Below are 22,816 nucleotides of genomic sequence, written 5' to 3' on the forward strand. Positions count from 1 at the left end.
ACTGATGTTACGCAGCCATTTTGGTTAACGCGTAGTGCATGGCTTTGAGTCCGCGCAAATAAAGTTGGGCTTTGAGGCGAAAATGACCAATGCCTAATTGTCGGGTTATCTTCTCTAACTTGATGTAGGCCAGGATGGAAGAAAAGAAATGATTGGCCTGCGTATCGATGGTTTTCGTAGGCGACTTGCCCATCGACGTGTTTTGCTTGAGCGATTTGTGGTACTCCTCGATTTTCCACCTTTTCTGGTAGATTACCGTCACTTGTTCCCCGGTCAAATTCGTATCGCTGCTCACCAGATATAACACGCCCTGCGAACCGTCCTTATTTGTAAAGACTTGCCGGACCACGAGCACCGCCTCCACGACGCTCCGTAGCCAGACGCGCAAGGGCTGCCCATCCGGGAAAGCCAGCGTATCAAGGGCCTGGAATTCCCCATTGCCGCGCCCCACTTCGCTCAGGGCCACGGTGCGCGAGGTGGGCAGGGCAAAAATAAAGTCGTGGCCCAACGCGCGCACCTGGTTCATGTTCTCAGCCGAGGCATACCAGCTGTCGGCCAGCAGGTAGCCGTAGGCCACTTGCTCTTGGGCCACGCGCAACATGGCGCGGAGCATCTCGTTTTTCGTCAGCGGGCTTTTCTGACTCACTTTCTGGGTTTTAGGGTCGGTTACGGCCTGCGTTTTCTCCACCAGCTCCACGGCAATCGGCACGGCGAGCGAACCGGCCACATAGAGCAGGCTCACGAAATTGAGCCCCTTCACGTACCGCCCCAGGCTATGGTCGTAATGGGTACAGAGCAGGGCATTGGCATCGGTGTGGGCCTTCTCCAAAATAGAATCATCGACGATAAGAACAGCAAAATCGGCTGCTTCCAACGTCCGCTCGGTTTGCCGAATCAGCGGTTTGGCATGGCCCCAGACCTGGCGTGAATCCAAGTGTACGCTGCTGAGCCAGCGCGTCACCTGGTCGTGACTAAGCTGCCCATCGAACAGGCGTGAGAGGCCCGTAGCCGAAGTTTGGCCCGTCGAGCTGATGAGATAATCCGTGTACAAATCCAGGGTGCAGGCCATCGAAAACGGTAGTTAGAACGGAAAAATACTGCGTAACATCAGGTTGTAAATTCGGTAGATATTTACGCTTTGTTCTTCAATAAAATAAAGCCATTCATTGTCTTGGGTTTGTTTTTGTCAATAATGTTCTTTGTTTTGAAATATGGGTATGAAGTTCAGAGTGTAATCTATGTTGTCGTGATAATTTGCACCGTTGTTTCAGCTATTGCATGGTTCTTTGGAGAGTTTTTGAGAAGGAAATAACATGAAAAATATTTTTTGGATTACATGCTTGGTTTTTTTGCTGTCAGGTTGTGGAATACTTGGGGGATTCACGGGGACATATGTAGACAAGGACAAGAAACCAGTTCTTGTCCTTCATATAAATGGTACAGGAACTGACAGCAATGGCACTATGCACTGGGAATCCCTAGATTCTGAACATATCGTTTTGATTTATCCGGACGGTAAAAAAGTTAGATGCTTTTTTCTTGATAAGGGGATATTAGGTACAATGGGTAGTAGGGATGGTATCCCATTCGCTATACTCATTGGATACAAGCTTTAACTCCACGATTTAGGCGGAATTACCCTTACATTGAGTCACGTGTGCCGAAACGCCCGCTATTTTGGCCGCGGCCGCCACGGCGGCGGGACGCGTGGGGCTGCTGTGAGCAGAAACTCAAGAAACTTTAGTTACTCTCGCCGCTGGGGTGGCGGCCGGGGCGCGGGGAGCGGGGGGGCGTATTTATCTGGTTCCGGCAAGTCCAGCAGCGCTTGGCCGAAGCTGGCATCTAACTCGAAGCCACGAGTGAAATCCTGGATTTCCTGGGCGAAGCTGGCTTTGACCCGCAGTTCGGTGCGCGGCCTTTGAAGCGCGTATTACAGCGCGTAATTCTGAGTGAACTGTCGAAAGATATTTTGTCAGGTCGCGTGAGCAAGGACGCCGTGGTAGAAGCGGTGCTGGAGGACGGCAGCAGGCGGTTTGAGAACGTGGAGATGCCAGCGGTTTAAGGTTGGTCTGTTTTGAATGGGAAAGTCCCGCTGGCGTGAAGTCGGCGGGGCTTCTTCTATCGATTTGGCATATTTGTATACATCGTCATGCGTTCTAATTGATTGTGCAACCGTCGTTGAACCCGTTTGCTTAAAGGCCGGCGTTGTTCATAGTCTCGGATGGTTTCTTGCTCCATGTATTTAGCATTAGCTTTCCATGATAACGGACCAACTAGTGAAAGCGTGATGGCAACCGGGGTACCAAATATAGCGGCGTAAGTGTAGCCGTTTGGGTCAGTACTGCTGCCTGATAAAATGTCGTAACCACCCAAGTCCATTTTAGAGCCTGCATATCCCACCATTCCAATTGTGACTGGTGCAAGTATAGTTAGCGCTTTGCCCCATGTACGGCCTGTACGGAAGAGCGTATGCAAAGCCTGAAGCGTATCTGCGCGAGTGAAAACCCTATTAATCGGTGCCGGGCTACTCAACGCTTGGGCACGGCAAGTCAGACCGACCACCAGCAGTAAGGCCAACAAAAGCATGAGGTTTCTCATAACACACGACGTTTGTTTCTAAAGACTATGTAATTTAATAAAAATATATAAATTACTTTTAAGTCTACGAAGGTTTAGAGCCTGTTAAAATTTGTAAACACTTGACAATCAAATAATAAAATCGATTGGGGTTGTTTGTAAATTTTTGAATACCGTCTAGCGCAGTCGTGAAGAGCTTGGTGAAAAAACTCAAGCATTTGAATGGCATGCACTTGCATGACAAGTTTATGTTTTTCAGCCGGTTACAAATTTTAACAGGCTCTTAGTACCGCACAATTTACATTAAACCACAAGTACACTTGGATAAACTATTGCTACTGGTACCGCTGGGGTGGCGGCCGGGGCGCGGGGACTGTTGGCCTTCACAACCAGACGCATACAAACAAATGGTTTGAGCGTAGTATTACTCTGGTACATGCGCTGAGTGGGATTTTTCTCTACTGCCATACAACCAAGGGGAGCGTTATGGCCTTGCCAGGTGCCAGGTTCGCGGTACGCTGCTCCCTTGTAGATTTGCCGCATGTCCGTTTTTCAGACTTACCTCGAGCTTGGGTTCCTGCACATCTGCACCCCGCGCGCGGCCGACCACCTCACGTTTCTGCTGGCGCTGTGCGCGCCTTATGTGCTGGCCGATTGGCGGCGGGTGTTGGTACTGGTCACTAGTTTCACGGTGGGGCATTCGCTCACGTTGGCCCTGGCCACGCTGGGCATCGTGGCATTCGACCGCACCCTTATCGAAGCGCTGATTCCGGTTACCATCATTGTCACGGCGCTGGCCAATCTGCGCGCTACCAACCGGGTGCTGCGGCCGCGCGAGCCGGTGCTGGCCGCCGCTCCTAACGCCCTGGGCCTGGTGTTCGGCCTCATCCACGGCTTGGGCTTCTCCAATTACCTGCAGTCGCTGCTGGGCAACAACAGCCGGCCCGTGCTGGAGCTGTTCGCCTTCAATGTGGGCGTGGAGCTGGGACAGATGCTGGTGGTGGTGCTCATTCTGCTGCTGGGCCTGGTGCTGCTGCAGGCCGTGCGCGTGGCGCGCCGCGACTGGCTGCTCACCACAAGCGGTGCCGCGCTGGGCATTGCCACGGTGCTGCTGGTGCAGCAGCTATGGCCCTAATGAAGGGGGGCTCTCGCCGGCCGGCTCTTTTCGCGGTAGAGGCGGCGTGTCATGCTTTCGGCGGGGCCAGCGCGCTTTCACACAGCCTGATAAGTATTTGGCGAACCTGCCGCAACCCTGGCGTATCTTCGACGCCTTTCTCTGCTATTGATTCAACTGCTTTTTTCTCTTTACATTTTTTCCATGCGTCGTTTTCTATTTGCCGGCTTGGTGCTGGCTTTAGCGGGTTCCCAACCGGCTTTAGCGCAGAACACCAACTCGGGCACCGACAAATTTGCGCAGCTCGAAACGCTGCTGCCCACCCCCAACGTGTACCGCACGGCCAGCGGCGCGCCCGGCAAAGAATACTGGCAGCAGCGGGCCGACTACGACATCCAGGTCACGCTCAACGACGCCAAGCAAGCCATCACGGGCCGCGAAACCATCACCTACACCAATCGCTCGCCCGACGTGCTGCCCTACATCTGGATGCAGCTCGACCAGAACATTCTGGACAAGAATTCCATGACCACGGCCACGGAAGTAAGCCAGCTGCAGGACCGTATGACCTTCCAATCAATGGAAGCCATGCTGGCGGATTTCGACGGCGGTTTCAAGATTGATGCCGTGACCGGCCGCGACGGCAAGACCCTCAAAACGGTGATTAACCACACCATGATGCGCGTAGACCTGCCCTCGCCCCTGCGGCCCGGCCAGTCCTATTCCTTCAACGTGAAGTGGCACTACAACATCAACGACCAGCTGAAGGAAAACCAGCGCAGCGGCTACGAGTACTTTCCCGAGGATAAGAATTACCTCTACGAAATTGCGCAGTTCTACCCGCGCATGGCCGTGTACTCCGACAACCAGGGCTGGCAGCACAAGCAGTTCCTCGGCAACGGCGAATTCACGCTGCCCTTCGGCGACTACAAGGTGAGCATCACCGCACCCGCCGACCACGTAGTAGCCTCCACCGGCACCTTGCAGAACGCGTCGCAGGTACTCACCGCCACTCAGCAAAAGCGCCTCGCGCAAGCCAAAAACGCCAAGAAGCCCGTGCTCATCGTGAGTCAGGAAGAGGCGGTGAAAGCCGAAGCCGGCCGTGCCACCGGCACCAAAACCTGGGTGTACGCCGCCAAAAACGTGCGCGACTTTGCCTGGGCCAGCTCGCGCAAGTTCATCTGGGATGCCATGGAAATCAAGCAGAGCGGCAAGCCCGTGCTGTGCATGAGCTACTACCCCAAAGAGGGCAACCCACTGTGGGGCCAGTACTCCACCGAAGTGGTGGCGCACACCATCAAGACGTATTCCAAGTTCACCATTCCGTATGAATACCCGGTAGCCATCTCGGTGCACGGCCCGGTGGGCGGCATGGAGTACCCCATGCTTTGCTTCAACGGCGGCCGTCCCGAAAAGGACGGTACCTACTCGGCGCAGCGGAAATATGGGATGATTTCGGTGATTATCCACGAAGTGGGCCACAACTTCTTCCCCATGATTATCAACTCCGACGAGCGGCAGTGGTCGTGGATGGACGAGGGCCTGAACACCTTCGTGCAGTACCTCACCGAGCAGGAGTGGGAGCGTAACTACCCGTCGTCGCGCGGCGAGCCCCGCAACATGGTCAACTACATGAAGACCGACAAAACGCTGCAGTCGCCGATTATGACCAACTCGGAGTCGGCCCTGCAGTTTGGCAACAACGCTTATGGCAAACCCGCCACGGCCCTCAACATCCTGCGCGAGACGGTGATGGGGCGCGAGCTCTTCGACCACGCCTTCAAGACCTACGCCCAGCGCTGGGCCTACAAGCACCCCACGCCGGCCGACTTCTTCCGCACCATGGAGGACGCCTCGGCCGTGGACCTGGACTGGTTCTGGCGCGGCTGGTTCTACACCACCGACTACACCGACCTGGCCCTGGAATCGGTAAAATCCTACACCCCGAGCACCGGCGACCCGGCCGTGGAAAAGGCCCGCCTCCAGCAGCTGCAGGCCGCAGCGGCGCCCTCCATCTCGGCCCAGCGCAACGCCACTGACCTGAAAAGCACATTGGTAGACGAAAAGCCCGAGCTCAAGGACTTCTACAACGCCTACAACCCGTTGGCCGTGACCGCCGCCGACCAGCAGCGCTACGCCGCCTACCGCGCCGGCCTGAGCCCCGAGCAGCAGCAGCGCCTGGCCGCCGAGCCCCAGTACTTCTACGAGCTGAGCCTGCGCAACCTGGGCGGCTTGGTGATGCCCGTCATCGTGCAGCTCACCTACGCCGACAACTCAAAGGAAATTCAGACCATTCCCGCCGAAATCTGGCGCAAAAACAACGAGAAGGTGACCAAGGTAATGGTGACCAGCAAGCCCGTTATTTCTTTTGTGCTCGACCCTTTCCAGCAAACGGCCGACACCGACCAGAGTAACAACGCCTTCCCCCGCCAGCCCGCCGCCTCGCGCTTCGACCTGTACCAGCAGCAGCAGCAGGCCCCCGCCAACCCCATGCAGCAGGCGGCCAAAGCAGCCAGCCCCATGCAAAAGCAGGAGCAAAAGCCCGTGGGTGGACAGTAACCGATGATTGCACCCGACTGACAACGCATAAAAAAAGCGGCTCAATTGAGCCGCTTTTTTTATGCGTTGTCAGTCGGTTATCGTTTGGGAGCTTCGCCGCCCACCATGCGCGAAATAAGGCCGTGGTCCTTGGTGAGCTCGGCCCACACCACGCCCACCACGTGCACCACAAAGAAGCCGAGAATGAGGTACATCGTGAAGTTGTGGACTTCTTCAACCTCGTGCTTGATGCTGCGTAAAAAATCCGCGTCGTTGCGGTAAATCAGCATAACGCCGCTGATGACCATCACAATTAGAAACGAGTAGAACAGGGCGTAGGTGCTTTTGGCAAACAGCACCTTGCCGGCCTCGCTTTTATCGGCGGCGGGGGCGAGGCGGTAGCGCCGGGCTACTTCCAGCAGCCGCGCCGAAAAGCGCAGCTCGGAAGGACCGCGCAGCTCCAGCCACACGCGCAGCACAAAAAAGGCCACCATAGCCCAGCCAAAGTAAATGTGCCACTCCCAGATACGCTCGCTGAGAATGTGGGTGAGCGAGCTGGCTTGCTTCACGGTCAGGGCAATGTTTTCCTTGGCCATGGTCTCCTGAAACTCGGGCACGGCCGAGCGGGCGTCCACAATCACCTCCTGAAACAGGATGGTGATGAGCTGTAGGCTGACCAGCAGGGAATTGCCCCAGTGCCAGAACCGCAGCGGCGCACGGTAGTCTTTGATAGGAGCTTCGGTGGTTGGGGTGATGGTGGGCGTCATGAGCGGAAATAGGGGAGCAGATAGTAGTTAAGAGGGCAGCGTGGTGGCTGCCAAAGCTGCGGCCGGCTGCGGCGTGGTGCGGCTGGGGTATTCGCGTAGCGCATGCTCCAGGCAGGTGAGGGCCGCGGCCAGGTCGGTGCGGTTGAGCACGTAGGCGATGCGCACTTCCTGCCGGCCCAGGCCCGGCGTGTGGTAAAAGCCGTTGGCGGGCGAGAGCATCAGGGTTTGGTTTTCGTAGGAAAAACTCTCCAGCAGCCACTGGCCAAAGGCTTCGCTGTCGTCGACGGGCAGGTGGGCCAGCACGTAGAACGCGCCGCCGGGCCGCGGGCACACCACGCCCGGCATGGCCCGCAGGCGCGCCACGGTGAGGTCGCGCCGGGCCTGGTACTCGGCCTTGCTCGCGTCGAAATAAGATTCGGGCAGCTCGGCGGCGGCTTCGGCCAATAGCATGCCCAGGCCGGGCGGGCTCACCCGCATCTGGGCAAAGCGGAAGGCGGCAGTGTACACATCCTCATTCAGCGTAACCAGCGCTCCGATGCGCGCCCCGCACGCGCTGTAACGCTTCGAGATAGTATCCACCACCACCACGTAGGGCCCGGCGCCCGGCAGTTGCAGGGCGCTCACGTAGGGCGCATCGTAGCAAAATTCCCGGTACGCCTCGTCCGACAGCAGGTACAGCTGGTGCGCCTGGCACAAGCCCAGGATGCTCTCCAGCTCGGCGCGGCTGTACACGTAGCCGGTGGGGTTGCTGGGGTTGCAGATGAGCACGGCCCGCGTGCGCGGCGTAATCACCCGCTCAAAATCGGCCAGGGGCGGCAGCGCAAACCCGTCTTCGATGCGCGCCGTGACGGGCACGACAGTGACGCCCGCAGCAATGGCGAAGGCCGTGTAAGTGCCGTAAAATGGCTCGGGAACGATGATTTCGTCGCCAGGATTGAGGCAGGTGAGCAGGGCGAACAGAATGGCCTCGCTGCCGCCGGTGGTCACAATAATGTCCTCAAACTTGACGGGCAGGTTAGCCCGCTGGTAGTAGGCGGCCAGCTTGTGGCGGTAGCTTTCGGTGCCCGCGCCGTGGCTGTAGCCCAGCACGCGCACATCGGCGGTGCGCATGGCGGCCATGGCGGCGGCGGGGGTTTCAATGTCGGGCTGCCCAATATTAAGCGGGTACACAATTTTGCCCTGCTGGCGGGCCGCTTCGGCATAGGGCGCCAGCTTGCGAAACGGCGAAACCGGCATGTCCTGCCCGCGCTGCGATACTTTTAACATGAAGTAAAATTAAGTCATTTGACCACGATAACTACCTAATTAACGGCCCTCGAGTGCTACCGCCAGCAAGCAGGAATCCCTACAGGTACTTCTTGTAAAGATTAAACAGGATGCGAGTATCTGCGTCGGTTAGCGGAGTATTCACATTCTGCTGAATAAAATGCAGCTTGAAGGCCTGAATTGCGGCGGGCAGATTCCGGGTGTCGTACCCAATAATACGCAGCGCTTCCTGGGGCTTGAAGTTAGATACAGGAGCGTTTATCGCCGCTAGCTGCGCGTCGATGACAGCCGTGTTCGCCGGTGCCGGTACCAGGCCCGGCCCGGCCTGGACACTCGTCAGGGCGACGAGGCTATCCAGTGGCAGGGGAGGCGCCGGGTCCGGGCTCGGTAGCGGGCCGGCGTCGTACCATAGGCCAAAGCCGTTGTCGGCCAGTTGCTTCCAGGGAAACAGCACGTTGGGGTCGGTCTTGCGGCTGGGCGCGATGTCGGAATGGCCGATGAAGTTGGCGCTAGGAATATTGTAGGTCTTTTTCAGGCCCGCCAGCACTTTCAGCAGGCTGGCTACCTGGGGTTCGGCAAAGGGCTGGAGGCCGTTATTGTCCAGCTCAATACCGATGGACGAGGAGTTGATGTCGGTGTCGTTGCCCCAGCGGGCCACGCCGCCGTGCCAGGCCCGCAGGTAGTCGTTCAGCATATGAAACACCCGGCCATCGCGCCCAATCACGTAATGGGCGCTCACCTGCGTGCGGGGCAGCGTAAAAGTCCGCAGCGTCTGGCCCGTAGAGTCCTGCGCCGTGTGGTGAATAATCACCATGTTGGGCTTGCGCAGGTTGAAGTTGGTGGTGCCCACCCAGTAGGGGCCCATCAGCAGGCTATCGGCGCCGGGCGTGGGCACGGGCGTGGCGCGCAACGCCTCGGCGTAGGCTTTCACCTGCTGCTGGTAGGAGCGGTTGGTGGTAGCGTAAGGGTTTTTCTGGACGGCGCAGGCACTTACGGCCAATGCCACGCACAGCGCCAGGGAGCGAAAAATGAATTGGGACTGCATAGACCGGAAAGTTACGGCTGGACAACGCCACCGCGTAAAAAAGAAGCCCTTGCAACTACTGCTGCAAGGGCTTCTCTGAGGAAATAGCTGGGCTTACTTGGCGTAGGCCACGGCGCGCATCTCGCGGATGACGGTGATTTTAATCTGGCCGGGGTACTGCATTTCCTTCTCAATCTTCTGCGAGATTTCGAAGCTCAGCTCAGCGGCGCGCTCGTCGGTCACGTTCTCGGCGTCCACCATCACGCGCAGCTCGCGGCCGGCCTGAATGGCGAAGCACTGGTTCACGCCCTTGAAGCCGTTGGCGGTTTCTTCCAGCTGCTTGAGGCGCTTGATGTAGCTCTCCATCATCTCGCGGCGGGCGCCGGGGCGCGAGCCCGAAATGGCGTCGCAGGCCTGCACGAGCGGCGAAATCATGGCCGTCATCTCAATCTCGTCGTGGTGAGCGCCGATGGCGTTTACCACGTCGGGGTGCTCTTTCCACTTCTTGGCCATCTCCATGCCCAGAATGGCGTGGGGTAGCTCCGGCTCCTCGGTGCTCACCTTGCCAATGTCGTGGAGCAGGCCGGCGCGCTTAGCTTTCTTCACGTCGAGGCCCATCTCAGCGGCCATGGTGGCGCAAAGGTTGGCTACTTCGCGGCTGTGTTGCAGCAGGTTCTGGCCGTAGCTGCTGCGGAAGCGCATCCGGCCCACCATCTTAATCAGCTCGGGGTGCAGGCCGTGAATGCCGAGGTCGATGATGGTTTTTTCCCCGATTTCGATAATTTCCTCCTCGATATTCTTGCGGGTTTTGGCCACGATTTCCTCCACGCGGGCCGGGTGAATGCGGCCGTCTTTCACCAGCAGGTGCAGCGAGAGGCGGGCAATTTCGCGGCGCACCGGGTCAAAACCCGAGATGATGATGGCCTCCGGGGTGTCGTCCACGATGATTTCAACGCCCGTCGCCGCTTCCAGCGCCCGGATGTTGCGGCCCTCGCGGCCGATAATTTTGCCCTTCACGTCGTCGCTTTCAATGTTGAAAATCGAGACGCAGTTTTCAATGGCGTGCTCCGAAGCGGTGCGCTGAATGGTTTCGAGCACAATCTTCTTGGCATCCTTTGTAGCCGTGAGCTTGGCCTGGGCCACGGTGTCCTTCACGTAGGAGCTGGCCTGAATCTGAGCTTCGTTTTTGAGACTTTCCACCAGCTGCTCGCGGGCTTCGGCGGCGGTCAGGTTGGCAATGGTTTCGAGCTGGCGCTGCACGCTGTGGAGCTGCTCGTCGGCATCGCGCTGCTTCTCTTCGAGCTCGGCTAAGGCTTCTTCGTGGTCGGTGCGGCGCTTTTCGGCCTGGCTTTCCAGCTTTTCGCGCAGTTGCTGGGTATCAGCCTGGTTGTTCTCGCGGGCTTTCTCCAGCTCCACTTCCTTGCGCTGCAGCTGTTCCAGCTGGCGCTGGGTGGTTTCGGTGAGCAGCTTGATGCTTTGCTCCTGCTCCACCACGCCCTGGCGGCGCTCGGTCAGCTCCTGTTCCAGGGTTTGCTTGAGGCGGCGGCTTTCGGTGTCAAACTCGTTGCGCAGGTTCTTGAACTTGTTCTTGGACTGCTCCAGGCGCTCGTCGGCCTGCTTTATTTTCTCATCGCGGAGGCGGGTGCCTTTCTCCTCGGCGTCGCGGAGGATTTGTTGGGCCTGGGCCGTGGCCTGGCCTTCGTGGTCCAGCCGGGCTTTGCCGGCCAGCATCTTGCCAAGCACGAAGCCCGCCGCAAGGGCGACCACCGCGGCCAGCAAGATATACATTATGGTTGGTGACATGTAATTATGGTTTTGGATGGGTAAAAACCATAACTGGAGGGAACAGTTTTGCCCGGGCTACAGGCGGGAGCGGCCGATTGCCGCGCTCGCCCTGCCGGGCCAACGAGTGTGCGGTGCTGCGCGCGGGTACTTACCGCGTCAGCACCACGCCTGCCAGCAGCTCGTCGAAACGAGCCAGCCGCTCGGTCAGCGCCGCATCGGTGCCGTCCTTTTCCTTGCTCACTTTCAATTGGTCGGCCATAGTGGCCAGCGCAATCATGGCCAGGAGGTCCTGCTTGTCCTGTATGCCGTAGCCTTCTCTGAATTCGCGCAGCTTGTCGCCCAGCAGCCGCCCGGCCAGGCGCAGCCGTTCCTCATCCTGCACGTCAACGCGCATGGGATAGTCCCGGTCAGCAATTCGAATTTTGATAGCTAGCTCGCTCATAAAGCGGGTGTTACAGCAGTGGGGTGAGGGTCAGTAGGTTAGTCTCTTAAATAGGCAAGACACTTGTCCAGTTCGCGGATATATTCGTTGAGGCGCAGTTTTAATTCGTTGGCGTGGGTGGGTTCCCCAGCTATGGTGTGTACAAGTTTAACAATATTTTCCTGGTTTTGCCGCTCCTTGAGTTGCTTGTCCCGCTCGCGCACGTCGGCCCGCAGCTGCTGCACGGTGGTGTTGGCATCGGCCAGCTCCTCACGCAATTGCTGATAGGCAGCCACTAAGGTGCTAATCTGCCGTTCCAGGCGGTCGAGTTGCGCAAGCTGTTGGGAGGAGGCCACGGGCAGGATAAATTTTTGCGTGAAGATAAAGCCAGTCCCCGAAAGCTACGCTTTACCCGGAACCGGCTTGCAACTTACTACTCAGGCAGCTTTGAAAAAGAAGGCCAGCTGCCCGCACAAGCAGGCTCGGCCAGTAAGCTGAACCGTGTCAGTCGAAAAAAGAACGTCCTGCCGAAGTTGTCCAAGCCACTTACCAGGAAAGTAATGAAATACTCGCGCGGTAAAAGGGCTTCGGCAAGCTCAGCAGGACGTTCCGCTACCGCTCAAACGGTGGCATCAAGCCTGGAGGATTACGACTTTTCTTTCTTCTCCTTCTTGCCTTTTTTGGTTTTTGCCTTGAATTTGCTCCCGTCTTCGTCTTTGGACTTTATTTTCTGGTCCTCTATCGGCATCGGGGCAGCGGCTGGCGCGGCGGCGGCGGCTACGGTTTGGCCTTCCATGTCCAGCTGCACCACGGGGTAGCCCAGGGCCTGCAGCGAGGGCAGCTGCTTCTCGTCGCCCACTACCACGATGTACATCTTGTCGGCGGGCAGGTACTGCTTGGCAATGGCCTGCACGTCCTCCTTCTTCATGTTTTTCAGGATTTCGGTCTGCTCCTGCACGTAGGTAGGCTTCAGGTCATACTCCACGAGGCGAGCCAGGAAGCCGGCTTTCTGCTGGCCGGTTTCGTACTTCAGGGCATCGCTCTGGCCGATGGACGACTGCACGAAAGCCAGCTCCTCATCCGAAATACCGCTTTGGTAGTTGGTGATTTCGCTCATGAACTCCTTCACCGAAGCCGCCGTGGCATCGGCCCGCACGCCGGCTTGCGCCGTGAACGGACCCGCGTAGCGCGTGCTCGCGAAGCCCGAGCGGGCGCCGTAGGTGTAGCCCTTGTTTTCGCGCAGGTTCAGGTTGATGCGCGAGTTGAAGGCGCCGCCGAGCAGGTAGTTGGCCAGGTAGGCTTTGTAGTACGGGCCGGTGGCGTCGTACTTCATATCAGTGAGGTAGCCCACCCGGATTTCGGACTGCGCCGCTGCCGGCTTGTTCACGAAGTAAATGGTGGTTTTGTCGGGCTGCACGCCGGCCATGTCGGTCGGCAGGGTCACGTCCTTCTTCGCCCAGTTTTTCAGGAAGCCCAGCTGACCGTTGAGGGTGGCCTGGTCCACGTCGCCCACTGCTACCAGCGAGCTCACGTTGGGCGCGTAGTAGGTGTTGTAGAAATTCTTCACGTCGTCGAGCGTGATGCTGCCCACCGACGTGGTGGTACCGGCCACGGCGGTGCCGGCAATGTTGTTCTGGCCGTAGAGCAGGCGGTTGTAGGTGAGGTCGGCCATCACGCCGGCTTGGTTGTTAAAGTTGGCAATCAGCTCCATCTGCTGCTTTTTCACGCGCTCAAAGTCGGCGGCGTCGAAGCGGGGGTGGAGCAGGCGCTGGTCGAGCAGGGCCATGGTGGCGGGCAGGTTCTTGGTCAGGCTCTGCACGTACACGGTGGTTTCGTTGTCGCCAGCGTTCACCGATACCGACGAGCCCAGCTTATCGAGCGCCGCCGAGAACTCCTCGCCGGTGTACTTCTCCGAACCCTCATTCAGCATAGAAGCCGTGAGCTGGGCAATGCCGGCTTTGTCGGGCATGGCCTGCTCCAGCCGGTGGCCGCCGCGAATAGTGAGGCGCATGGTCACGGCCGGAATCTCGCTGTTCTTGGTTCCTACTACTTTCAGGCCGTTGGCCAGGGTTTCCTGGTAGAGCACGGGCACTTTCACCACGGGGTTGGCGCCAAAGCCGGGCTGCTTGCTGCGGTCGAAGGTGTCGGTGGCCTTGGCGTACTTCAGGCCGTCGTAGCCGTAGTCGGGTGCTTTATAGCCCGACTGGTCGATGGTGTAGTTATCGGGCTTGGCGGCGGTCACGTCGCCGGTCTTGGGAATCACGCTTAGAATTACGGCGTGCTTGCCTTTGATGTACTTGTCGTACACGCGCTGCACATCGGCCTTGGTCAGGGCCTTGAGCGCCTTGCTTTCCTGTACTATACGGTTGGGGTTGTTGAAGTAGGTCTGGTTGGCGGCCAGCTGGCTCACCTTGCCGCTCACGCTGGCCAGGCTATTGATGGTCTGGGCTTCGGTCTGGGCGCGGAACCGTTGCACGTCCTCATCGCTCACGCCGGTCTTCTCAAACTCCTGCATCGTGCTGCGGATGATGGCTTCGGTACTTTCGAGCGTGTTGCCGGGCAGGGGCAGGGCAATGAAATCGAAGAAGCCGCCCAGCTCCGAGTTGGACTGGTAGGCCTGGGCCTGCACGGTTTTCTGGTTTTTCACCAGGTTTTTGTAGAGCAGCGACGTCTTGCCGCCGCCCATTATATCGGCCAGGGCGTCGAGGGCCACTTCGTCGGGGTGGCCGTGGGGCACGGTTGGGAACACCATTTGCAGCATCGGAAAACGGATGTTGTCGGTGTAGCTCACGTAGCGGTCGGCGGTGAGCACGGGCGCGGCCAGCTTCTGCACCGGCACGGCCGGGCCGCGCTTGATGGAGCCGAAGTATTTCTCGGTCAGCTTCACCACTTCGGCGGGATTCACGTCGCCGCCCACGGTCAGGGTGGCGTTGTTGGGGCCGTACCAGCGCAGGAAAAAGTTCTTCAAATCCTCCACGTTCGAGCGGTCGAGGTCTTCGAGGTAGCCGATGGTAAGCCAGGAGTAAGGGTGGCCGTAAGGGTACAGCGTTTTGCTGATGTACTCGCTGGCGAGGCCGTAGGGGCGGTTGTCGTAATTCTGGCCACGCTCATTCTTCACCGTCGAGCGCTGAATTTCGAATTTCTTCTGGCTCACGGCGTCGAGCAGGAAGCCCATGCGGTCGGCCTCCAGCCACAGGCCGGTTTCGAGCTGATTGCTGGGCAGCGTCTCGTAGTAGTTGGTGCGGTCCTGGTTGGTCGAGCCGTTCAGCGTACCGCCGGCGGCCGTCACGAGCTTAAAGTGCTGCTGGTCGCCCACGTTGTCGGAGCCCTGAAACATCATGTGCTCGAAGAAGTGCGCGAAGCCCGACTTGCCAATCTGCTCGCGCGCCGAGCCCACGTGGTAGGTCACATCGACGTGCACGAGCGGGTCGGAGTGGTCCTCGCTCACAATCAGGGTCAGGCCGTTGGGCAGCAGGTACTTCTCGTAGGGAATCACGAGTTGGCCGGGCTGCTTGGTCACGCGCTCCAGCAGCTTGGTGCCGCCGGGCGTGGTGGCTAGGGCCGTGGTTTTGGTGGTAGCGGCCTTGGCGGCGGGCTTTTTTTGCTGGGCCAGACTGGCCGTGGTAATCAGGGCCAGGCCGAGGGTTGACAGAAAACGGAAGTTCATTCTTGAAGAAAAAGGAGTTAGAGGAAGTGAGGGACGGAAATCAGACTGCAACTTACGGCAGCGGCTGCAATCGGCGCCGCAGTTGGCGCTGCGGTTGGGCTTGTGGCGCAAGGGCAACGGCCGTATCGTAGCAGTTGCGTGGGCATCACAATCCGGGAGTTAAGAAACCACAGAGGTTCGCCTGAAAACAGTTTCCGCGTACCTCTGCGGCTGTTTCCAGGCGAACCTCTGTGGTCACTTAACATCGGGCGACTTACTTCCGAATCAACGCGCCGGCCTGCTTTTCAAACTGCCCGATAAGCCGCTGCATAACCTGCTCAATGGCCTGCTCGCTCAGCGTCTGGGTGAAGTCCTGCAGGGTGAAGCTCACGGAGTAGGACTTCTTGCCCGCGCCCAGGTTTTCGCCGGCGTACACGTCGAACACGTTCACGCTTTGCAGCAGCTTCTTTTCGGTGCGCTGCGCAATCTGGCGGAGCTGGTCGAAAGTCACGCTGCTATCCACGACCACGCTCAGGTCGCGGCGCACCTCCGGGAATTTCGAGAGTTCCCGGGCCGTGAGGGTGGGTTTGTACTTCTTGCTCAGCGCGTCCCAGTCCAGCTCGGCGTACCAGACAGGCTGCGTCACGTCGAGGCGCTTGAGCACCGAGGCCGCCACGGCACCGAGCTGCGCCACCGGCTGGTTGTGCACCAGCAGCGCGAGGCCGCCCGCCAGGTAGGTGTGCTGCACCGGCTGCGAGGCCGCTCCGCCAAAGCCCAGGGCCGCCAGCACCTGCTGCACCGCCCCGGCCAAATCGTGGAAAGCGGCCTTATCCGACTTCTGCTGCCAGGTTTCGCTAGCAGCGTTGCCGGTCAGGTAAATCACCAGCTTGTTCTTTTCCGAGTACTTGCCGTTCTCGTTCTGTGCGTACACTTTGCCGAATTCGTACAGCTTCAAGTCCCGCTGGCGGCGGTTGAGGTTGTGCCGGATAATCTCCAGGCCCGAATGCAGCAGCGTAGGCCGCATGGCATTCAGCTCCACGCTGTTGTAGTTCAGAATGCGCACCAGCGAATTATCTGCTTCGCCTTCTTTATCAAAGTACTGCGAGTTGGTGAGCGAGTTGGTGAGTATCTCCGAAAAGCCCTGGCCGCTGAGCAGCGAGGCGATTTTTACTCGGGTCACCTCGGGGTCCGGGTTCGGGAAACGGGCCAGGAACGAGGCCGAGTTGTTAGGCCGCAGGGCCACGTTGTTGTAGCCGTAAATCCGCAGGATTTCCTCAATGATGTCGGCTTCGCGGGTCACGTCCACTTTGTGGGGCGGCACGGTCAGCGTCCAGGTGTCCTGGTCGCCGGCATCGGGGTTTTCTTCGGTGATTTCAATTTCCAGGTCCGTCAGAATCTGGCGGATGCGCTCGGGGGCGATGTACTGGCCCACCAGCCGCTCCACGCGGGGCAGGCGCAGGCGCACGGTGGCCGGCAGCACGGGCGCGGGGTACTCGTCCACGATGGGCGCGGCCACGGTGGCGCCGGCCACTTCGTGCAGCAGCAGCGCCGCCCGTTGTAGCGCCACCAGCACCATGTTGGGGTCGGTGCCGCGCTCGAAGCGGAACGAGGCATCGGTTTTCAGGTTATGCGTTTGCGAAGTGCGGCGCACAGCGGCGGGGCCGAAATAGGCGCTTTCCAGAAACACGCGGGTGGTGCCTTCGCTCACGCCCGAGGTCTTGCCGCCAAATACGCCGGCCAGCGCCATAGGCGCGCCGTTGGCATCGGCAATCACCAGGTCTTCGGCTTTAAGGCTGCGCTCGATGCCGTCCAGCGTAATGAACTTCTCGCCCGCTTCGGCGCGCTTGACGCGAACCTGCCCACCGGTAATCTGGTCGGCGTCGAAGGCGTGCAGGGGCTGGCCCAACTCGTGCAGCACGAAATTGGTCACGTCCACCACGTTGTTGATGGGGGAGAGGCCGATGCTGCGCAGGCGGCGCTGCAGCCACTCCGGCGACGGGCCCACCTGCACGTTCTCCAGCAGCAGGCCGGCGTAACGCGGACAGGCTGTGGCGTCTTCAATCACCACCTCAATATTCGCAGCGGCTGAGGCGGGCGCGGCAAAGCCGCTCACATCGGGCAGGTGGCAGGGCTGGCCGAGCAGGGCACGCAGCTCGCGGGCCACGCCGTAGTGCGAGGCGGCATCGGCGCGGTTGGGCGTGAGGCCGATTTCGTACACCGTATCGGAGCCCAGGCCGAAGTAATCGGCGGCAGGCGTGCCGTTGGGCAGCTCCGTTTCCAGCACCATAATGCCGGCGTGCGACTGGCCCAGGCCGATTTCGTCCTCGGCGCAAATCATGCCCTCGGATGCTGCCCCGCGGATTTTGCTTTTCTTGATTTTGAAGGGCTCGCCCTGGGCGGGGTGCAGCATGGCGCCTTCCAGGGCCACCACCACGCGCTGGCCGGCGGCCACGTTGGGGGCGCCGCATACAATCTGGCGCGGGGTGCCGTCGCCCACGTCCACGGTGGTCAGGCTCAGCTTGTCGGCATCGGGGTGGGCCTCACGGGTGAGCACGGTGCCCAGCACTACGCCGCGCAGCCCGCCGGGAATGCTTTCCAATTCCTCCAGACTCTCCACTTCCAGGCCCGAGCCGGTGAGCAGGGCGCCGATTTCGGCAGCGGGTTTGTCGGTCGGAATGAGGGTTTTAAGCCAGTCTAAGGAGATGCGCATTTTCAGTGAACAGTTAGCAGTGAGCAGTTATCAACCGCGTTGATAAGCAAGGCAAAGGTACAAAGGCCGGGAAAGCAGGTGAAAGGGAATCGCCCTCTTCGGGGGACCCCGCCCCCGGCCCCTCCCCTCCGGGAGAGGGGTGCGTTCAACGATTTCTGCATTTGGCACCCCTCTCCCGGAGGGGAGGGGCCGTGGGGTTACTCCCGGTACGACTTCTCGCCGGCCGGAATACTAATTTTGAGGCGGTTGTCGGTAGGGGGGACGGGGCAGCTGTACTCGTTGTTGTAGGCGCAAAACGGGTTGTAGGCGGCGTTGAAATCCAGTTTCAGCTCGGCCACGTTGAGCTTGGGAATGGGCGCGTCGAGGTAGCGCCCGCCGCCGTAGGTTTCACGGCCGTTGGTAAGGTCCGTGAAGGGAATAAATAGCGTGGAATCGGTGCCAGTGGCTTTTAAATAAAGCGTCAGTTGCTGCGCGGCTTTGTCGATGGTGAAATTAGCTTTTCCCCAATTTAAATATTTCTCCGTGCGGTTATCACTCATTTGCATGGTTACCGTATCGGGCGTTTCGTTGCGGGCCACGGTAGCATTAATTACAAATTCCAGTGAGGCCGGATAGTACTTCAGACTATCAAAATTGGCCTTTTCGTCAGCGACGAGGGGTGAGTTTTCGCCTTGGCGGAAAGCTTTATTTTTTTCTTTGCGGGCTTTATTTAATTGCGCGGCGTAGGTGCTAATGTCAAGTTTCGTGTCGTTGAGGGAATAGAAAATAATTCCTATTACGGCGACGGCAATGGCAATTTTTTTAATCATGCGGCTATACTTTTTTTGAAAAGGTAGGCAACCCCGGGCACATGGGGCGGCATCTTTGGCCTCGAATACCGCCACTGGTACTCGCTTGTTCTACCTCATGCGCCAATTCCTGCTGCTGGTCCTGTGTCTGGGTATCCTCGTGCCGACCGTTGGCCAGCCGCTGGCGCCGGTGCCGTTTCGGTCCGCCGTCCGCCAGGTCAATCTGCTGGTGCACACCCGGCTCGACGTGAAGTTTGACTACGCCAAACGCTATCTGTACGGGCGCGAATGGGTAACTCTCAAGCCCCAGGCACAAGCTACCGACACCCTGCGCCTCGACGCCAAAGGAATGGACATAAAAGCCGTGGCGCTGGTGCAGGGCAGCACCACCACGCCGCTCAAATACGACTATAACCAGCGCCAGCTGCTCATTCGGCTGGGCCGCACGGTGCCCGCGGGCGAGGCCTACACCGTGTACCTCGAATACACGGCCAAGCCCGACGAGCTGGGCACGCAGGGCGGGGCGGCCATTCGCGGGGCCAAGGGCCTGTACTTCATCAACCCGGACAGCGCCATTTCCGGCAAGCCGGTGCAAATCTGGACGCAGGGCGAACCCGATGCCAACTCGGTCTGGTTTCCCACCATCGACGAAACCAACCAGAAAACCACCCAGGAAATCAGCATGACCGTGCCCAGCAAGTACGTCACGCTCAGCAACGGCCTGTTGGTAGCCCAGACGCCCGCCGGCCCCGGCCTGCGTACCGACACCTGGAAAATGGACCAGCCGCACGCGCCCTACCTCTTTATGATGGCCGTGGGCGACTTCCGCATCACCAAAGACACGTGGCGCGGCAAGGAGGTGAGTTACTACCTGGAGCCGCAATACGCGCCCCAGGCCCGGGCCATTTTCGGCAAGACGCCGCGCATGCTGGAGTTTTTCTCGCAACGCCTCGGCGTGGATTTTCCGTGGAGCAAGTACAGCCAGGTGGTGTGCCGCGACTTTGTGGCCGGGGCCATGGAAAACACCACGGCTTCGCTCTTTGGCGAGCAGGCCCAGGGCTCGGCCCGCGAACTGCTGGACTGGCAGTACGCCGGCGTGGAGCGCGAAATTGCCCATGAGCTGTTCCACCACTGGTTCGGCGACTACGTGACGGCCGAAAGCTGGGGCAATCTGACCATCAACGAATCATTCGCCAACTTCAGCGAGGTGCTGTGGGCCGAACACGAGTATGGGCCCGATGCCGGCCAGCAGCAGGCTGACCTCAGCCTGCGCACCTACTTCCGCAATTCCGGCAATTTCAGCAAGCCGCTGGTGCGCCCGCAGTACCGCGAAAAAGACGAGATGTTCGACGCCGTGACCTACCAGAAAGGCGGCAATATCCTGAACATGCTGCGGGCCTATTTGGGCGAGGACGTGTTTTTCCAGGGCCTGCAGCAGTTTCTGAAGCAAAACGCCTTTGGCACCGGCGAGCCCCACCAGCTGCGGCTGGCGCTGGAAGCCGCCTCGGGCCAGGACCTGAACTGGTTTTTCGACCAGTGGTACTACCGGGCGGGCCACCCCATAGTCACCATTGCCTACCAGTGGGACGCGGCACGCCAGCGCCAGGCCGTAATCGTGCGCCAAACCCAGGCCGGTGCGCCCTACGTGCTACCCCTCGCCGTAGACGTGTACACCAACGGCCGCGCCCGGCGCTACGCCGCCACCCTGCGCCAAGCCGTGGATACCCTGTATTTCCCCGCCGCAACCAAGCCCGATTTGGTGAACGTGGACGCGGAAAAAGTGCTTGTCTGGCAGAAGGATGACCAAAAGTCCTTGGCCGAGTTCGCCTACCAGTACCGCCACGCCCCGCGCTACCTCGACCGCCGCGAAGCCCTACGCGCCGCCCAAACTCAACCCACCAACCCAGCAGCGCAGCGCCTGCTGCTGGCCGGCCTGGACGATAAATCAGCCGCGCTGCGCGAAATGGCCATCGAGCTGCTCGACCTCAAAGACGCCGCCCGGCGCCGGGCCGTGGCCCCGCAGCTGGCGAAACTCGCCGCAACTGATGCCGCGGTGCAGGTGCAGGCCGCCGCTCTTACCGCTCTGGCCGCGCTCAAGGAGCCGCGTTACGCCCCGGTTTTCAGCCGGGCGCTGGCCAGCCCGTCGTACCGCGTGCAGGGGGCGGCTCTGCAGGGCATGGCCGCGCTGAACCCCGCCCAGGCCCTGGCGCGCGCCACTGCCTTCGAAACCGACCACAAAGGCCCGCTCACGGTGGCGATGGTGAATGTGTACGGCCAGGCAGGCGGCCCAAGCCAGTGGCCGCTGATGCTGGCCAAATACGACGCCGCCAACCCACCCGGCCGGTTCGAGATGCTGCCCGGCCTCGCTGACATACTCGGCCGCCTCGATGACCCAACGGCGCTCTCGCAGGGCATCGCCCGCATCAAAGACCTCACGGTTGCCTACATCAAGTTTGTTGATTCGGAGCGGCTCATTGGCCTGTTGCGGCAGATTCAGGAGCGCCAGGCCACGCGGCCCAATGGAAAGGAAGCGGCGGCGTTGGTCGAACAGGCGGTAGGGGCTATTCGGGCGGCTAAGTAGAGGTGTTGCTTGAAGGAGAGCTGCTCTTTCGGAATTGTATTCAGAAGGCTCACTGGAGCGGAGTTATAAGACTTGTTCCTAAATACAGAAAAGTGTAAAATCGACGGTCATGCTGAGCTTGTCGGAGCATCTCTACCGCTTCGTTGAGTCGATTGGATTAGTTGCGCGGTAGAGATGCTTCGACAAGCTCAGCATGACTCGATTTTTTCGTTTCTGCTTATTCGGGAACAAGTCTATACTCTGCGTGGTATGCTTGTCCTGCTACAGCTATTGGGACGGGGCTAGCAAAATTCAACGCAGCAACTGGTTTGCTAAACCTTGAACGGTGAACCAGTTTCTTAAACTTTTACGGGGCCGAAACCCGCAATTTGCAGACTTGACGGAGGTTTCGGACTGTGATTAGGAAACGAGATGCTATTTTCTGAATTAGGTTTGTGGCACCAGCATCAATCCCTTCTATGGGCCTAGACATTCATTTGCAGACCGACCACCCCGTACTCCAAAATACCGAGTGGAACGAGGAGCATTGGCGTGCCCACAGCCTGAGCCGCACCTTCTGCAACTTGATGTGTCGACGTAATAACGGCAGTATGGAAGAGCCGGAATTAGACCAAATTGGGCGGCTAACGGGCGTGGATATTTCCTCGCTTTACGAGATGGATACGTACCCGGAAGAAGAAGGCTTGGAGTTTCAGTTAAGCATGGCGGAAGATGAGGCGGAGGAACAGCAGATTCGGCAAGAAGCGGAGGACGCCAAGACCCGCCTGGCGGGTAACGTCGACCGGGTGCAAGCGACGGTGGAGACGTTGCTGACCCGACTCTCGGAGGGGGTGCAATTCAAATTGTCGCTAGGCCTCTCTTGCGGGATTGAAGGGTTCAATTTGCTGTCGCACCAGTTGCCATCGGTTACTCATGGCGCAGACGCGCAGGGTCAAGACGCGTTGGGCGCCGTTTTTGCCCCAGCGTTGGCCCGCCCGCTTCATGCGGCGTTGCATCACCGTGCGGTGGGCGGCCTCAATGGCACCCGAGCCAATCAACAAGCCGCGTTTGCGGTAGGCTTTGTAATCCATCCGGTCGCGGTTGGCTTCGAGGTAAGCACAGACCGATTCGCACAGGGCCGGGGCGATGGCGAGCTGCTTTAGATGGGCTAAGACATGGTCTAATTTACTGTCCAGCAGTAGCTTGCGTTGTTCTTTAAACCAGCCGGAAGCCGCTTTTCCGCTCCCCCAACACGCCTTGCCGGCCTGGCCAATGTGTTCCATGGCATGGTAGAAGTCCAAAATCAGCGTGGCCCGGGGACAGGTTTTTTCGATGAACTGGCGCAGCCAAATGGCCCCGTCGCTGATAAAAACCAGGTCGCGCCCCTGGTCTTTGTAGGGGGCGAGTTGCGCCGCAAATTTGTCCCCAAACGCGGCTGCCGTCCCCAGATGGCCCACAAAAATCGACGCGGCAATGTGCCCGCCGCGCTCCTCGACCACGCTCGTTTGCAAGGCCGTCGCGGCAAAAATGCGGCCCAACTTGGCTTCCTTGTACCCCTCGTCGGTGAGCAGCATCGCCCCGTCGGCCTGCGCATAGACGATGCCCGCTGGGGCGGCTTCA

The 22,816-nt window shown here is 59.4% G+C and carries 15 protein-coding genes and 1 pseudogene; 4 read left to right on the forward strand and 12 right to left on the reverse strand.

What is annotated here, in order from left to right:
• Positions 1 to 7: 7 nt before the first annotated feature.
• Positions 8 to 1,069, reverse strand: coding sequence for a transposase (locus GM79_RS13270; RefSeq protein ID WP_035562095.1), 1,062 nt, complete (start codon positions 1,067 to 1,069; stop codon positions 8 to 10).
• A gap of 807 nt (positions 1,070 to 1,876) precedes the next feature.
• On the opposite strand from GM79_RS13270, the gene GM79_RS24305 reads away from it, so the two are divergent.
• On the forward strand, positions 1,877 to 2,062 hold the full coding sequence (locus GM79_RS24305) for a hypothetical protein (RefSeq protein WP_235184061.1): 186 nt from the start codon (positions 1,877 to 1,879) through the stop codon (positions 2,060 to 2,062).
• Between the two features lie 56 nt (positions 2,063 to 2,118).
• Here GM79_RS24305 and GM79_RS24935 read toward each other — a convergent pair whose 3' ends face one another.
• Positions 2,119 to 2,598, reverse strand: a complete 480-nt coding sequence (locus GM79_RS24935; protein WP_152559987.1) for a hypothetical protein — start codon at positions 2,596 to 2,598, stop codon at positions 2,119 to 2,121.
• 520 nt (positions 2,599 to 3,118) lie between these two features.
• Between GM79_RS24935 and GM79_RS13275 the strand changes: the two genes are divergently transcribed.
• Positions 3,119 to 3,712 carry a HupE/UreJ family protein gene (locus GM79_RS13275; RefSeq protein ID WP_035564652.1) on the forward strand — a complete coding sequence of 198 codons (594 nt, stop codon included), beginning with the start codon at positions 3,119 to 3,121 and terminating at the stop codon, positions 3,710 to 3,712.
• Positions 3,713 to 3,895: 183 nt separating this feature from the next.
• Positions 3,896 to 6,250 carry a M1 family metallopeptidase gene (locus GM79_RS13280; RefSeq protein WP_035564670.1) on the forward strand — a complete coding sequence of 785 codons (2,355 nt, stop codon included), beginning with the start codon at positions 3,896 to 3,898 and terminating at the stop codon, positions 6,248 to 6,250.
• 77 nt (positions 6,251 to 6,327) lie between these two features.
• Here the strand turns inward: GM79_RS13280 and GM79_RS13285 are convergent, their stop codons facing one another.
• The 9 genes from GM79_RS13285 to GM79_RS13325 form a co-directional block, all read right to left on the reverse strand.
• Positions 6,328 to 6,996, reverse strand: a complete 669-nt coding sequence (locus GM79_RS13285) for a cytochrome b/b6 domain-containing protein (protein WP_035564653.1) — start codon at positions 6,994 to 6,996, stop codon at positions 6,328 to 6,330.
• A 27-nt stretch (positions 6,997 to 7,023) separates the two neighbouring features.
• The gene (locus GM79_RS13290; protein ID WP_035564656.1) at positions 7,024 to 8,262 is read right to left on the reverse strand and encodes a pyridoxal phosphate-dependent aminotransferase; all 1,239 of its coding nucleotides are present in this window, start codon (positions 8,260 to 8,262) and stop codon (positions 7,024 to 7,026) included.
• 79 nt (positions 8,263 to 8,341) lie between these two features.
• On the reverse strand, positions 8,342 to 9,307 hold the full coding sequence (locus GM79_RS13295; protein WP_035564658.1) for an N-acetylmuramoyl-L-alanine amidase: 966 nt from the start codon (positions 9,305 to 9,307) through the stop codon (positions 8,342 to 8,344).
• A 93-nt stretch (positions 9,308 to 9,400) separates the two neighbouring features.
• Positions 9,401 to 11,017, reverse strand: coding sequence for a ribonuclease Y (rny, locus tag GM79_RS13300; RefSeq protein ID WP_410471183.1), 1,617 nt, complete (start codon positions 11,015 to 11,017; stop codon positions 9,401 to 9,403).
• Positions 11,018 to 11,219: 202 nt separating this feature from the next.
• Positions 11,220 to 11,513, reverse strand: a complete 294-nt coding sequence (locus GM79_RS13305) for a cell division protein ZapA (protein WP_035564663.1) — start codon at positions 11,511 to 11,513, stop codon at positions 11,220 to 11,222.
• Positions 11,514 to 11,551: 38 nt separating this feature from the next.
• Complete coding sequence (locus tag GM79_RS13310) at positions 11,552 to 11,848, reverse strand: hypothetical protein (protein WP_035564664.1); 297 nt, start codon at positions 11,846 to 11,848, stop codon at positions 11,552 to 11,554.
• A 290-nt stretch (positions 11,849 to 12,138) separates the two neighbouring features.
• Positions 12,139 to 15,159 (reverse strand): M16 family metallopeptidase, encoded by a 3,021-nt coding sequence (locus GM79_RS13315; RefSeq protein ID WP_051718874.1) that lies wholly within the window; start codon positions 15,157 to 15,159, stop codon positions 12,139 to 12,141.
• A 253-nt stretch (positions 15,160 to 15,412) separates the two neighbouring features.
• On the reverse strand, positions 15,413 to 17,848 hold the full coding sequence (gene pheT, locus GM79_RS13320) for a phenylalanine--tRNA ligase subunit beta (RefSeq protein WP_035564666.1): 2,436 nt from the start codon (positions 17,846 to 17,848) through the stop codon (positions 15,413 to 15,415).
• Positions 17,849 to 18,045: 197 nt separating this feature from the next.
• Positions 18,046 to 18,657 carry a DUF1684 domain-containing protein gene (locus GM79_RS13325; protein WP_035564668.1) on the reverse strand — a complete coding sequence of 204 codons (612 nt, stop codon included), beginning with the start codon at positions 18,655 to 18,657 and terminating at the stop codon, positions 18,046 to 18,048.
• Positions 18,658 to 18,754: 97 nt separating this feature from the next.
• Here GM79_RS13325 and GM79_RS13330 point away from each other — a divergent pair, with 97 nt between their 5' ends.
• On the forward strand, positions 18,755 to 21,217 hold the full coding sequence (locus GM79_RS13330; protein ID WP_152559988.1) for a M1 family metallopeptidase: 2,463 nt from the start codon (positions 18,755 to 18,757) through the stop codon (positions 21,215 to 21,217).
• A gap of 848 nt (positions 21,218 to 22,065) precedes the next feature.
• On the opposite strand, the pseudogene GM79_RS25495 reads toward GM79_RS13330, so the two are convergent.
• Positions 22,066 to 22,816 (reverse strand): annotated as a pseudogene (locus GM79_RS25495) (ISLre2 family transposase); the annotation flags it as partial.

It is taken from the genome of Hymenobacter sp. IS2118 (genome assembly GCF_000715495.1).
Lineage (GTDB): Bacteria > Bacteroidota > Bacteroidia > Cytophagales > Hymenobacteraceae > Hymenobacter.

Excerpts from the sequence above, each read along its gene's own strand:
- GM79_RS13270 (WP_035562095.1), bottom strand. The coding sequence starts at position 1,069 with ATGGCCTGCACCCTGGATTTGTACACGGATTATCTCATCAGCTCGACG.
- GM79_RS24935 (WP_152559987.1), bottom strand. The coding sequence starts at position 2,598 with ATGAGAAACCTCATGCTTTTGTTGGCCTTACTGCTGGTGGTCGGTCTG.
- GM79_RS13275 (WP_035564652.1), top strand. The coding sequence starts at position 3,119 with ATGTCCGTTTTTCAGACTTACCTCGAGCTTGGGTTCCTGCACATCTGC.
- GM79_RS13280 (WP_035564670.1), top strand. The coding sequence starts at position 3,896 with ATGCGTCGTTTTCTATTTGCCGGCTTGGTGCTGGCTTTAGCGGGTTCC.
- GM79_RS13285 (WP_035564653.1), bottom strand. The coding sequence starts at position 6,996 with ATGACGCCCACCATCACCCCAACCACCGAAGCTCCTATCAAAGACTAC.
- GM79_RS13290 (WP_035564656.1), bottom strand. The coding sequence starts at position 8,262 with ATGTTAAAAGTATCGCAGCGCGGGCAGGACATGCCGGTTTCGCCGTTT.
- GM79_RS13295 (WP_035564658.1), bottom strand. The coding sequence starts at position 9,307 with ATGCAGTCCCAATTCATTTTTCGCTCCCTGGCGCTGTGCGTGGCATTG.
- rny (WP_410471183.1), bottom strand. The coding sequence starts at position 11,017 with ATGCTGGCCGGCAAAGCCCGGCTGGACCACGAAGGCCAGGCCACGGCC.
- GM79_RS13305 (WP_035564663.1), bottom strand. The coding sequence starts at position 11,513 with ATGAGCGAGCTAGCTATCAAAATTCGAATTGCTGACCGGGACTATCCC.
- GM79_RS13315 (WP_051718874.1), bottom strand. The coding sequence starts at position 15,159 with ATGAACTTCCGTTTTCTGTCAACCCTCGGCCTGGCCCTGATTACCACG.
- pheT (WP_035564666.1), bottom strand. The coding sequence starts at position 17,848 with ATGCGCATCTCCTTAGACTGGCTTAAAACCCTCATTCCGACCGACAAA.
- GM79_RS13325 (WP_035564668.1), bottom strand. The coding sequence starts at position 18,657 with ATGATTAAAAAAATTGCCATTGCCGTCGCCGTAATAGGAATTATTTTC.
- GM79_RS13330 (WP_152559988.1), top strand. The coding sequence starts at position 18,755 with ATGCGCCAATTCCTGCTGCTGGTCCTGTGTCTGGGTATCCTCGTGCCG.